This window comes from Pseudomonas sp. PS01303, assembly GCF_029959385.1.
Classification (GTDB): Bacteria; Pseudomonadota; Gammaproteobacteria; order Pseudomonadales; family Pseudomonadaceae; genus Aquipseudomonas; species Aquipseudomonas rustica.
Map to the genome: position 1 here is coordinate 1 of NZ_JASCPK010000162.1, position 12,772 is coordinate 12,772.

General features: G+C 59.8%; 10 protein-coding genes. 5 read left to right on the forward strand and 5 right to left on the reverse strand.

The features are described 5' to 3' along the window. A partial coding sequence (locus QMX93_RS26700) for a hypothetical protein (protein ID WP_282358518.1) occupies positions 1-181 on the forward strand: 181 nt, incomplete at its 5' end. Positions 182-796: 615 nt separating this feature from the next. Here QMX93_RS26700 and ccoM read toward each other — a convergent pair. From ccoM to QMX93_RS26715, 3 genes are all read right to left on the reverse strand, one after another. Further along, complete coding sequence (gene ccoM, locus QMX93_RS26705; protein WP_041070550.1) at positions 797-910, reverse strand: cytochrome c oxidase subunit CcoM; 114 nt, start codon at positions 908-910, stop codon at positions 797-799. 146 nt (positions 911-1,056) lie between these two features. Beyond that, entirely contained in the window at positions 1,057-1,218 is a 162-nt protein-coding gene (locus QMX93_RS26710; RefSeq protein WP_172680076.1) for a hypothetical protein, read from the reverse strand. 135 nt (positions 1,219-1,353) lie between these two features. Continuing rightward, on the reverse strand, positions 1,354-1,695 hold the full coding sequence (locus tag QMX93_RS26715; protein WP_282358520.1) for an aspartate-semialdehyde dehydrogenase: 342 nt from the start codon (positions 1,693-1,695) through the stop codon (positions 1,354-1,356). A gap of 253 nt (positions 1,696-1,948) precedes the next feature. Between QMX93_RS26715 and rapA the strand changes: the two genes are divergently transcribed. Continuing rightward, the gene (gene rapA / locus QMX93_RS26720) at positions 1,949-4,795 is read left to right on the forward strand and encodes an RNA polymerase-associated protein RapA (protein ID WP_282358521.1); all 2,847 of its coding nucleotides are present in this window, start codon (positions 1,949-1,951) and stop codon (positions 4,793-4,795) included. A gap of 244 nt (positions 4,796-5,039) precedes the next feature. Here rapA and QMX93_RS26725 read toward each other — a convergent pair whose 3' ends face one another. Continuing rightward, a complete protein-coding gene (locus tag QMX93_RS26725; protein ID WP_282358522.1) occupies positions 5,040-6,389 on the reverse strand; it encodes an MFS transporter in 1,350 nt (449 codons plus the stop codon). Positions 6,390-6,690: 301 nt separating this feature from the next. On the opposite strand from QMX93_RS26725, the gene QMX93_RS26730 reads away from it, so the two are divergent. Next, a complete protein-coding gene (locus QMX93_RS26730; protein WP_282358523.1) occupies positions 6,691-7,059 on the forward strand; it encodes a YkgJ family cysteine cluster protein in 369 nt (122 codons plus the stop codon). Between the two features lie 148 nt (positions 7,060-7,207). Further along, a complete protein-coding gene (locus QMX93_RS26735) occupies positions 7,208-9,490 on the forward strand; it encodes a bifunctional diguanylate cyclase/phosphodiesterase (protein ID WP_282358525.1) in 2,283 nt (760 codons plus the stop codon). Here QMX93_RS26735 and QMX93_RS26740 read toward each other — a convergent pair. After that, a complete protein-coding gene (locus QMX93_RS26740; protein WP_282358526.1) occupies positions 9,381-10,277 on the reverse strand; it encodes an NAD(P)-dependent oxidoreductase in 897 nt (298 codons plus the stop codon). The genes QMX93_RS26735 and QMX93_RS26740 overlap by 110 nt on opposite strands. Before the next feature lie 196 nt (positions 10,278-10,473). Here QMX93_RS26740 and QMX93_RS26745 point away from each other — a divergent pair, with 196 nt between their 5' ends. Next, a complete protein-coding gene (locus QMX93_RS26745; RefSeq protein WP_282358527.1) occupies positions 10,474-12,675 on the forward strand; it encodes a hypothetical protein in 2,202 nt (733 codons plus the stop codon). The last annotated feature ends 97 nt before the right edge of the window (positions 12,676-12,772 follow it).

Below are 12,772 nucleotides of genomic sequence, written 5' to 3' on the forward strand. Positions count from 1 at the left end.
GTCCATCCGGGGACATCGCCTACGGTTTGCTTCGCTGCACCTCCTCTCGATGTGTGCGGCTACGCCGCACGGCGCTACGCGCCTGATCCCCGGATGGACACCTACGCTCGGCCTGCCGAAGGGGCTTGAGATCAAAAGCCACGTCAAAAGCCAGATCAAGATCAAGAGCCCCTCACCCTAGCCCTCTCCCTGAGGGAGAGGGGACTGACCGGGTTGTTTGCGAGAGCTGCATCGACCTGAATGTTCGAGCCGAACTCGAGATTTGAAAGCAACACAAATCGGCTCCCTCTCCCTCGGGAGAGGGCTGGGGTGAGGGGCAAAAACACCACAAAAACTAAAGCCAAGCGCGCCCCGCTCCACACCACTCAATAGGCCGAGTGTCAGCTCGCCTGCTCTTGATCTTGATCTTGATCTCGGAGCCCGTCGGCAGGCTGAGTGGAGGGATTGATCCGGGGGTGGGAGCGCAGCGCCCGTTTGGCGCAGCCAAACACAGCGAGAGGAGGTGCAGCGAAGCAAACCGTAGGCGCTGCCCCCGGATCGATCCCGGAGCGAAGGAACCCGAGCCCTAGCGAGGGCCGAACGTCAGGGCAAAGCCTTTTCGGTTACCTTTTCGGCGTTTGGAAAAGGTGACTCGCCGTAAGGGCGAAACCCTAAGCAGCCGTTACCGCAGCAACGGATATTCACAAAACACCCCCCAGCCTGGTCGGCCCAAAGGCCGCCAAGGCCGCCAAGGCAAAAAAAAAGGGGCAACCGAAGTCGCCCCAAAATGCCTTGCGTGCCCATCAATCCAGAAGAATCACTTCTTACGCTTATGCGCATCCTTCCAGATAAAAAATCCAAACCCTGCAAAAAACAGAACCATCAGCCCTACAGTCAGAACCCCGGCAAACACCACGTTATCGAAAAACATGACTGGCCTCCTGGCCCCTGCTTTGCTGCGATGGGACTAAATTACCAAACACACAGGCGCACAAATTGACCGGGATCAATAACCGCAACGAAGGGAGATAAAGGAGGGGAAATAACTGACCTTCATCAACAGATGCAGGGGGGAGATCAACGCTTTTTCGGCTTGTTCTTCGACTTTTTCTTCGGCTTGCCCAACGGCATCGCCTGCTCAAACGCCTGACGCACTTCGTTCAGCCGCTTCTCTTTAATGTCATGCACCCGCTTGGCGCGTTCAGTGCTGAGGTCGATCAGTTTGTCGTCTTGGCTCATGGCGTTCAGAACATCGCTTCAAAGAATCACAACTGCCACATCACCGGCAGGACTGCGCCAATAATGCCGCCTGCCGCCAGCGCTGACCAGCCACCCAGCCAAACACGATCAAACCAGTCATCTAGCCAGAGCCGCTCAAATCTCGATATCGACCCACAAGCCCTGACGCGGCTGATCTTCAATCAGCGGCACCACCGGCACGGTATTGTCGGCGTTGAGCGCCGTACCCGGCACAGCCAGATGCTCTTCCGGGTCTTCGTCGGCCTCGCGACGGCGGCGATCACGCTCCTGCTGACGGCGCTGTTCGTCGCGCGCCAGCAGTCGATCCTCTTCCGGATCACGTTTTTGCAGATCGATCGTACTTTCGTTGGAGCTTTCCTGCACCGGCACCACCGGCGGAATATCCGGCCGCTGGCGGATCGGATCCTGCTGCGAAGTGATCGGCACAGCGCTCAGGGGGAGCATCGGTGGCAACATATGGGGGTTCTCCTGTCAGCAGGCTATCGGCTAAGACAAACACGCCTTGAGCCACCCGTCGCAATTCTGTGACGCACTTGGCACCTGTAGGAGCTGCCGCAGGCTGCGATCTTTCATCGGACAGCGCAGAACTCAAGTGTTCCCCAAGATCAAAAGATCGCAACCTTCGGCAGCTCCTACGCCAGTAATCTTTGGCCCTGAAGCCCTCATTCCGTTAAGATAGCCCGCTTTTTCAAGGTGGGAGTCAGGCAGCATGGCGCAGCAGTATCAACCGGGGCAACGCTGGATCAGTGACAGCGAAGCCGAGCTGGGTTTAGGCACCGTTCTGGCACAGGACGGCCGCTTGTTGACCGTGCTCTACCCGGCCACTGGCGAAACCCGCCAGTACGCGCTACGGAATGCGCCCCTCACCCGCGTGCGATTCTCGCCGGGTGACACCATTACCCACTTCGAAGGCTGGAAGATGACCGTGCAGCAAGTCGACGATGTCGACGGCCTGATGGTTTATCACGGTCTCAACGGGCAGAACGAAGCCGTTACCCTGCCGGAAACCCAGCTGTCGAACTTCATTCAGTTCCGTCTGGCCAGCGACCGTCTGTTCGCCGGGCAGATCGACCCGCTGTCGTGGTTCTCGCTGCGTTACAACACCCTCGAACACACCAGCCGCCAGCTGCAATCTTCGCTCTGGGGCCTGGGTGGCGTGCGTGCGCAACCGATCGCGCACCAATTGCACATCGCCCGTGAAGTCGCCGACCGCATTGCGCCGCGCGTATTGCTGGCGGACGAAGTGGGTCTGGGTAAAACCATCGAAGCCGGTCTGGTGATCCATCGCCAACTGCTCTCGGGCCGCGCCAACCGCGTGCTGATCCTCGTCCCGGAAAACCTCCAGCACCAGTGGCTGGTGGAGATGCGCCGCCGCTTCAACCTGCAGGTCGCGCTGTTCGACGAAGAACGCTTCATCGAAAGCGATGCCACCAACCCGTTCGAAGACACCCAACTGGCGCTGGTCGCGCTGGAATGGCTGGTCGACGACGAGAAGGCGCAGGACGCTCTGTTCGCCGCCGGTTGGGATTTGCTGGTGGTCGACGAAGCGCACCACTTGGTCTGGCACGAAGAAAAGGCCAGCGCCGAATACTCGCTGGTCGAGCAACTCGCCGAAGTCATCCCGGGCGTGCTGCTGCTCACCGCGACTCCGGAACAACTTGGTCAGGACAGCCACTTCGCCCGTCTGCGCCTGCTCGATCCAAACCGTTTCCACGACCTGGCCGCGTTCCGTGCCGAGAGCGACAACTATCGCCCGGTGGCCGAAGCCGTTCAGGAACTGCTCGACAAGGGCCGTCTCTCGGCCAAAGCGCACAAAACCATTCAGGGTTTCCTCGGCAATGAAGGCGAAGTCCTGCTGACCGCGGTCAACGATGGCGACACCGAAGCCAGCGCCCGCCTCGTGCGCAAACTGCTTGACCGCCACGGCACTGGCCGCGTGCTGTTTCGTAACACCCGCGCCGCCGTGCAGGGTTTCCCGGAGCGCAAACTGCATCCGTACCCGCTGCCGTGCCCGGACGAATACCTCGAACTGCCGTTGGGCGATCACGCCGAGCTGTACCCGGAAGTCAGCTTCCAAGCGCAGCCGGACGCCAGCGAAGAAGAGCGCTGGTGGAAATTCGACCCGCGCGTCGAATGGCTGATCGATCAGCTGAAAATGCTCAAGCGCACCAAAGTGCTGGTGATCTGCGCCCACGCCGAAACCGCGATGGATCTGGAAGACGCCCTGCGCGTGCGTTCCGGCATCCCGGCCACGGTGTTCCACGAAGGCATGAACATCCTTGAGCGTGACCGCGCCGCCGCGTACTTCGCCGATGAAGAGTTCGGCGCGCAAGTGCTGATCTGCTCGGAAATCGGCAGTGAAGGTCGCAACTTCCAGTTCGCTCACCACCTGGTGCTGTTCGATCTGCCGTCGCACCCGGACCTGCTCGAGCAGCGTATCGGTCGTCTCGACCGGATCGGCCAGAAGCACATCATCGAACTGCACGTGCCGTACTTGGAAACCAGCCCGCAAGAGCGCCTGTTCCAGTGGTACCACGAAGCGCTGAACGCGTTCCTCAACACCTGCCCGACCGGCAACGCCTTGCAGCATCAGTTCGGCCCGCGCCTGCTGCCGCTGCTCGAAGAAGCCGACGACAGCGAGTGGCAAGCGCTGATTGACGAAGCGCGCAGCGAGCGCGAACGTCTCGAAGCCGAGCTGCACACCGGTCGCGATCGTCTGCTGGAGCTCAACTCCGGTGGCGCCGGCGAAGGTGAAGCGCTGGTCGAGGACATCCTTGAGCAAGACGATCAGTTCGCCCTGCCGATCTACATGGAAACCCTGTTCGACGCGTTCGGCATCGACAGCGAAGACCATTCGGAAAACGCCCTGATCCTCAAGCCGAGCGAGAAGATGCTCGACGCCAGCTTCCCGCTGGGCGACGACGAAGGCGTGACCATCACTTACGACCGTAACCAGGCGCTGTCGCGCGAAGACATGCAGTTCATCACCTGGGAACACCCGATGGTGCAGGGCGGCATGGATCTGGTGCTGTCCGGTTCGATGGGCAACACCGCCGTCGCGCTGATCAAAAACAAGGCGCTGAAGCCGGGCACTGTGTTGCTGGAATTGCTCTACGTCAGCGAAGTGGTGGCTCCGCGCGCGCTGCAGTTGGGCCGTTACCTGCCGCCGGCCGCCCTGCGCTGCCTGCTCGATGCCAATGGCAACGATCTGTCGCCACGCGTCTCGTTTGAAACCCTGAACGATCAGCTGGAAAGCGTGCCGCGCGCCAGCGCCAACAAGTTCATCCAGGCCCAGCGCGATCAACTGACGCCACGGATCAACGCCGGTGAAGACAAGATCACCCCGCGTCACGCCGAGCGCGTGGCCGAGGCCCGTCGCCGTCTGGCGGCCGACACCGACGAAGAACTGGCGCGCCTGACCGCGTTGCAAGCGGTCAACCCGACCGTACGTGACAGCGAACTGGTGGCATTGCGTGAACAGCGCGAGCAAGGTCTGGCGATGCTGGACAAAGCGGCGTTGCGCCTGGAAGCGATTCGGGTGTTGGTGGCGGGTTAACCCCCCCTCTTCCCCTGCTGAAACAACAAGGCCCGCAGCGATGCGGGCCGATCGTTCCCACGTTCCGCGTGGGAATGCCTCAAGGGACGCTCAGCGTTCCAGCTCTGGAAAGGGACGCAGAGCGTCCCGGGCTGCATTCCCACGCAGAGCGTGGGAACGATCAAGCAAAGATCGCAGCCTTCGGCAGCTCCTACAGGAACCGCATTCCCAAGTAGGAGCTGCCGAAGGCTGCGATCTTTTGATCTTAAGCAGTCGCCGCCACAACCTCTGGCTCAACCACCGCAACCAAACCTTCCTTCATCCGCTGCGCATCGCGCACAAAACACCGCGCCGCGAGAAACAGAAACACCATCGTCAGAAACAGCGCCACCGGAATCAGATACATCGCGTCATGCAGCCCGACTGCCTTGAACGCCTCGGTCATCTGCTCAGCCCCCGCCGCCAGCATCGCCGTGTGCGCAAAGTGATCGGACAACCCACCGACCACCACCGGCCCCAAGCCACCGCCCAGCAGATACAACCCGGCAAAGAACAACGCCATCGCCGTCGCCCGCAGACGCGGTTCGACCACGTCTTGAATCGCCGTGTAAACGCAGGTGTAGAAGTTGTAGGCAAACAGCCAGCCGACACTGAATACCGCGACAAACACACCAATCTCGATGCGCCCGGAATGCAGGGCCCACGCCGTGCACAGGGTCGAAATAATCAGACTGAACGCCGCGAACAACAACCGCCCGTTGGCCACGCGCTGGTGAATCTTGTCCGCAATCCAGCCGCCCAGCGTCAAACCGATCAGTCCGGTCACGCCGACGATCACGCCAGTCGCCACGGCCGCTTCCTGCAGCGGCATGAGGAAATAACGCTGCAGCATCGGCACCAGAAACGAGTTACAGGCATAGGTCGCGAAGTTGAAGCACAACCCCGCCATCACCAGCCAGAGAAAGGTCGGCACGGCCAGAATCCGCCGGATCGGCTTGTCGACGCGTTCCTGCGAAACCTGCACGGTTTCCGCCGCGCCGCGCTTCGGCTCTTTAATGAAGAACATGAAGATCGCCAGGATCAGACCCGGCACCGCCGCAATAAAGAACGGCGCGCGCCAGCTGTCGAATGCCTTGACCATCCAGCCGATGGTGAAAAACGCCAGCAACAAGCCCAGCGGCAGACCGAGCATGAAAATGCCCATCGCCCGCGCCCGACGGTGCGCCGGGAACAGGTCACCGATCAGCGAGTTGGCTGCCGGCGCATAACTGGCCTCACCGATGCCGATGCCCATGCGCACGATCAAAAAGCTCCAGAAGCTGCCGACCAGCCCGTTGACTGCGGTCAGCGCGCTCCACGTCGCCAGGCCCCAGCCCATCAGTTTGCGCCGTGAGCCGGTGTCGGCCATGCGCCCCAACGGCAGGCCGGCAATCGCGTAAACAAGGGTGAATGCGGTACCGACGATGCCCAGTTGAAAGTCGCTGAGGTGCCATTCCATGCGGATTGGCTCGATGATGATCGCCGGAATGGTGCGGTCGAAGAAGTTGAACAGGTTGGCAAGGAACAGCAGGAACAGAATGCGCCAGGCATTCGCCGCTTGGGTCGAGTTCTGCATGGGTCCGTCTCTTTATTGTTATAGGGCTTCACTGCCAACGCATCCGAGCCCGGAACCTGCAATCTAGTCAGCCAGACCGAGGCTGTCTGTGATCATTCGTCTGCCTGATATCGGGCCATGGCACTGTAACGAAACGTAAGCCCTTGATAACGCTTGAATCCCCCGAAAACCGGGGCTTTTGCGGCAAAACCTTGCCACAAAAAAATAGTTTCACGCCCCCCTTCCCAACGCCGTGGCGAAGCCTAGAATAGCCGCCGGATCCGTCCGGATCTCCCGATCAATCCCTTTGATACCCCCGTCCATGTCCGAAGTCAGTCCGTGTCTGAATTGCGGTGCCTGTTGTTCCCATTTCCGTGTGTCTTTTTTCTGGGGTGAGTGCGCTTCCTCCGGCGGCACCGTGCCCGATGAACTGGTCACGCAGATCAGCCCGAGCCGGGTGGCGATGAACGGTACCGACTGCAAATCGCCACGCTGCACGGCGCTGGAAGGCGAAGTCGGTAGCGAAGTGAAGTGCTCGATTTATGAATTGCGCTCCAGCCCCTGCCGCGAGTTCGAATCGTCGTGGGAACACGGCGAGCAGAACGTCGATTGCGACAAGGCGCGCGCACGTTTTGGCCTGCCGCCGCTGCAACCGGACTGGGCGCAAATCCCTTTCGAACAGATCGCCTAAGCCTTTAGCGCCAATCGCTATGACGCTAATGCCGAAATCATTAGCGCCAATGTGCCACTACCACTTGCTCTGCGAAAACCGCCTCTATACTCCAGTCATTCGCCTGCGCTAGCCGCGCAGTAAGGACGACTCAGAGACGGGGCATGCTATGGAGTGGCTTGGTTTGCAGTTTGTTACCGAGCTGCCGGAGAGCGGGCAGGTCATTCTTAATTGCACCCATAACCCGCTGCTGGTGCTGGTGGCCTATCTGGTCGCGTGCGCCGCCAGTTTTGCCACCCTCGACATGGCCGAACGCGTCGGTCACGCGGAAGACCCGCGCTCACAGCGACTATGGCGCTGGATCGGCGCGACCTGCCTGGCCGGCGGCATCTGGGCCATGCACTTCATCGGCATGCTTGCGTTTCAGGCACCGATCGACATCCAGTACGACCTGCCCATCACCCTGTTTTCCCTGCTGATCGCCCTGCTCGCCTCGTGGCTGGCCATGCACACCCTGAGCGAATCCCAGCCCAGTCTGGTGCTCTACCTGAAAACCGCGATCGTCATCGGTCTGGGCATTGCCGGCATGCATTACGTCGGCATGGCGGCGATGCAATCAGCCGCCACCGCGTACTACGATCCTGGACTGTTTGCCCTATCGGTGGTGATCGCCATCGGCGCCAGTTTCGCCGCTCTGTGGGTGGCAGGCTATCTGCGCGAAGGCAGCGGTTTACTTCATCAGGTACTCAAATACAGCGCCGCGCTGATTCTCGGCGCCGGCATTTTCAGCATGCATTTCACCGGGATGGCCGCACTCAAGCTGATTTTGCCTGAGGCCAGCACGCCGACACTGACCGCGGAAACCAGCCACCTGCAATTGGGCCTGACCGTGGCCCTGATCACCTTGCTGATTCTCGGCAGTGCAATCAGCGCCGCACTCGCCGATAAAAAACTGCAACACAAGGAACACGACCTGCGCCGGGTCAACGCCCTGCTCAGCCAGCTCGACCAGGCGCGCATGTCGCTGCAGCAAGTGGCCAATTACGACGCACTGACCAACCTGATCAACCGTCGCGGCTTCAACCAGATCTTCGCCGAGAAACTCAATCAGAAAGCCATCGAGGGCGGCATGCTCGCGGTGATGTTTCTCGACATCGACCACTTTAAACGCATCAACGACAGCCTCGGTCATGACGCCGGCGACGCGCTGCTGAAAGTCATCGCTGACCACATCAAAGGCTCGGTGCGCAGCCATGAAGACGTGGTCGCGCGGTTCGGTGGCGACGAGTTCTGCATCCTCATCGGCCTGCATGACCGCGAAGAAGCGCGCGGCATGGCCCAGCGCATCATGCAAAAAATGAAGGAGCCGATTGAGCTGGCCGGGCGGCGCATGGTGATGACCACCAGCATCGGCATCAGTCTGTTTCCGGACGACGGCACCACCTGCGAAGAACTGCTCAAGCACGCCGATCTGGCGCTGTATCAATCCAAAGGTGCCGGGCGCAACGGCCTGCATTTTTTCAATTCCAACCTGAAAAACCGCGCGACGATGGAGTTGCAACTCGAAGAAGAACTGCGTCATGCCCTGCGTGAAGAAAATGGTTTGATGCTGTATTACCAGCCGATCTTCGAACTGAAAACCGGCAAGGTCACCAAGCTCGAAGCGTTGATCCGCTGGCAGCACCCGGTCAACGGCCTGCTGACGCCGGATCGCTTCATCAGCATCGCCGAAAACAATGGCCTGATCGCCGAACTGGACAACTGGGTGCTGCGTCGCGCCTGCAAGGATTTGGGCGAACTGTCGCGCCACGGCTGCGACGAATTGAAAATCGCCTGGAACTGCTCGCCGCTGAATCTTGGCCGCGAAGAACTGGCTGACGAAATCGAAAACGCCTTACGCACCGCCGGTGTCGCGCCGGAACGGCTGGAGCTGGAAGTCACCGAGAATGCGCTGATGGGCAATATCGCCAACACCCTGGTGTTGTTGCGGCAGATCCGCGCCCTCGGCGTGTCGCTGTCGATCGATGACTTCGGCACCGGTTATTCGTCGCTGGCCTACCTCAAGCGTCTGCCGCTGAATACGCTGAAAATCGATCGCTCGTTCATCATCGACATTCCCAATGCCACGGCGGACATGGAAATCGTCCAGGCGATCATCGTCATGGCGCACACCCTGCATTTGCAGGTGGTCACCGAAGGCGTGGAAACCCTGGAGCAGTACGAATTTCTCGAACGCTCGGGCTGCGATTTCATTCAGGGTTACCTGCTCAGCCGCCCGGTGCCGCTCGACGAATTACGCCCGGTGCTGGAAGAAATCAATCAGCGCAAACAGTCCCATGCGGTCAATCCGTTGATTCTGGCGCGCGGTACATTTGCACCAGCGTTGCTGGATCCTTCGCCAAAAAGCCCTGCGCCCCATGCAGGCGCATCAATTGTGCGGCCAATCCGCTGATCGGCGTGGCCGAGCCCTGTTCGCGGGAAAACTTCACCGCGGTGTCGAGATCCTTGAGCAGCGTGCGCACGTGCCATTTGATCGGTTCGAAACGGCTTTCGGCCATTTGCGGGGCGAGGATCTGCAACGGTTTCGAATCGGCAAAACCGCCGGCCAATGCCTCGGCAATCAGGCTGGCATCGACCCCGGCTTTTTCCGCCAGCGCCACCACTTCAGCAATTACCAATGCATTACAAGCGACGATCATTTGATTGCAGGCCTTGGTCACCTGACCGGCGCCAACGCCGCCCATGTGCGTAACGCGCTGACCGAGATTGAGCAGCACCGGGCGCACTCGCTCGAGATCCGCCGCTTCACCACCGACCATAATTGCCAGACTGCCGGCCTCGGCACCGACCACGCCTCCGGACACCGGTGAGTCCAGCCAGGACATGCCGGTTTTCTGCGCCAGTTCAGCGGCCATTTCGCGCGTCGCGGTCGGTTCCAGGCTGGAAAAATCCACCAGCAACTGACCGCTCTTGCCACCCTCAGCGACACCGCCCGTGCCGAACACCACCTCGTGCACCACCGCCGTATCAGCCAGACACAGCATCACCACATCGGCGTGTGCGCACAGTTCAGCCGGGGTCGCCACTTGCCGGGCGCCGGCCTCAACCAGTGGCGCGCACTTGTCCGGGTTGCGGTTCCACACGCTCAGCGGGTAACCGGCGGCCAGCAAGCGGCGGCACATCGGCAAGCCCATCAGACCAATTCCGGCGAACCCCAACGAAGGTAGCGTTGACATCATTTAGCCTCCTTTTGATTAAAGATCGCCGAATAATGGCCGATTCATCAGCGATCAGGAAAGGATTCCCCCGAGCGACCGTCAGGCCAAGTCCCTGACGCCCGGGCCAAATTCGCGCAAACAAGACGCGAGCTCTTATTCCGTGAGGTTCGCTGACATTGGTCTGCGAACCAACCCAGTACCAGGTAAATGGCGCCCAATGACTTCTAAAAACAATACCGCCACCGCGGTCTCCGATCTGAATCCGAGCCCCGCCGCCAACAGCCCGTCATCGCCCAAACCGCTGGTTCCCTCGCGCCCGTTGTCGACCCAGCAATACCTGTACTTCACCGAAACCAATACCGACCGCATCCTCGACAACCTCGACGGCCTGCGCGACATGGTGTTCCCGCGCCCGCCGCACCTGGAAGGCGATAACGAACAGCACAACGATCAGGAATTTCCGTCGGTGTGCCTGATCGGCCTCGGTCGCTGCGGCTCCAACATCGCCCTCGACGTGGCAGAACTGGTGTACAACGCGCGCAAGTTCTACCTCAACGAATTCAACAACGAAGATCGCCCGTCGAATGACCGACGCGCCACCGAAAAAGGCTACAGCCCGGCGCAGTGGATCAAAAACAACCTGCGCATCGGCACCAGCAAAGCGAGCAAACCGGTGTTTCTGGTCGAACCGCTGGTGATGCTCGGCGACCTCGACAAGGACATCGCCGGGCGCATTCGTTTCTCGCGCAAGGGCGAAAAAAGCGGCTTCCTGCGCGACTACAGCAAAATGAAGATCATGGACTTGTCCGAAGTCCACGCCGGTGGCGCCGGTAACGCGCCGATCCTCGGCCAGTACCTGGCGAAGATCATCCTCAACAAGGACACCCAGCGTTTCTCCAGCCCTGACTGGAAAATGATCCACTCGTACCTGATCGACAGCTGCGGCATCAAGGCCAACCAGTCGCGCCTGTATTTCTCGATCTTCAGTGCCGGTGGCGGTACCGGTTCCGGCATGGCCTCGGAATTCGGTCTGGCCCAGCAGCACTCGTACATGAACAAGACGTTCGACACCAAGCCGATGGACGAACATGACGGCAAGAGTGGTCATTCGTTCGTGTTCGAACCGATCTTCACCAGCGGCATCTGCGTGCTGCCGAACATTTCCGATCACCGCAGCGAAATGTCCGAGGCGCTGCACATCAACGCCGGACGCCTGCTGTGCAAATACCTTTCGGAAGAATGGGATTTCTCCTACAACTTCGCCAACGAAGACAGCAGCGAAGCCAGCGTCATGGGCCGTATCCGCCCATGGAACGCGATGATGCTGATCTCCAACGACATCATGCGTTACGCCGAAGAGAGCGATGACGGCAACATCCAGAACATTGATGTCAATGCGATGGAAAAGCACGCCAACCAATACATCTCGCAGCAAATCTTCAACATTCTGACGGCGCAGGCGGTGACGACTGACTACGATCAGAACTATTTCCGCCGCGCCGGCATCGACATCGGTGAGACCATTCGCCTGGATGCCAACGACCTGTTCATGAGTCTGGCCGGCCCGGTGGCGATTGCCTACGCCGAATCGGTGGTGCCGGAAACCCCGCCGCCGAGCAGCGACAAATTCAAGGTGTTCGATAAAGAGCCGCAGCGCCTGAACATCGACGATCTATTCTTCCGCTCGATTGACCTGCCGCACTTCAACAAGGTCACGCAGGCGATTGAAGGCATCAGCCTGCTGCCGATCGAATCCAAGCGTTATCGCGCCTCGCTGGAGCAGTACAAGAATTCCGGCTACGACGCCGCCGCATTGCACGACCTGCACTTTTTCAAGAACTGCTCGTCGGTGGTCTCGATCGTTTCGCTGCCAAAGGATTACAAGCTGTCGTACATGGATCTGAACCGGTTGAAGACCCACCTCAACAGCCTGTTCCCCAACACCACGCTCAAGCGTTATGCGCTGGTGATCGGCGCCTCGGCCAACCTGTCGTTGACTACGCTGATTGCGAAGAGCCCGTGCCTGTCGGATGATTTCCTGACCTTGATCGTCGCGTTCATCAAACGCTGCTTCGCCAAGACGCCGTACCGTTTCGATGAGACGCTGGACAACTCGATCCTCGACTTCATCATTAATGAAGAATTCGACGAAGATCGCATCGACGATTTGCTTAATGAATTCGAGAACCCGGCGAAGATCCTCGACACCAACTGGTACGCGATCAAACCGATGTACGAGAAGAAGTACCGCGAGCTGATCAACGACAAAGACAAGTTTGTTTCGATCAATGACATTCGGTTGTCGCGCGATTGTGTGAAGAAGTCGATCAAGTATTTGCGCGAGATCTATCGTCACCGGATTGGCAAGACCAAGGTTATTTCGCTGAATAACCATACCGGGAAGTCGTTTACGGTCTGATCCTCAACCGGGTCGCCCCATTCGCGAGCAGGCTCGCTCCCACATTTGGAATGCATTCCCCCTGTGGGAGCGAGCCTGCTAGCGAAGGGGCCGGCAC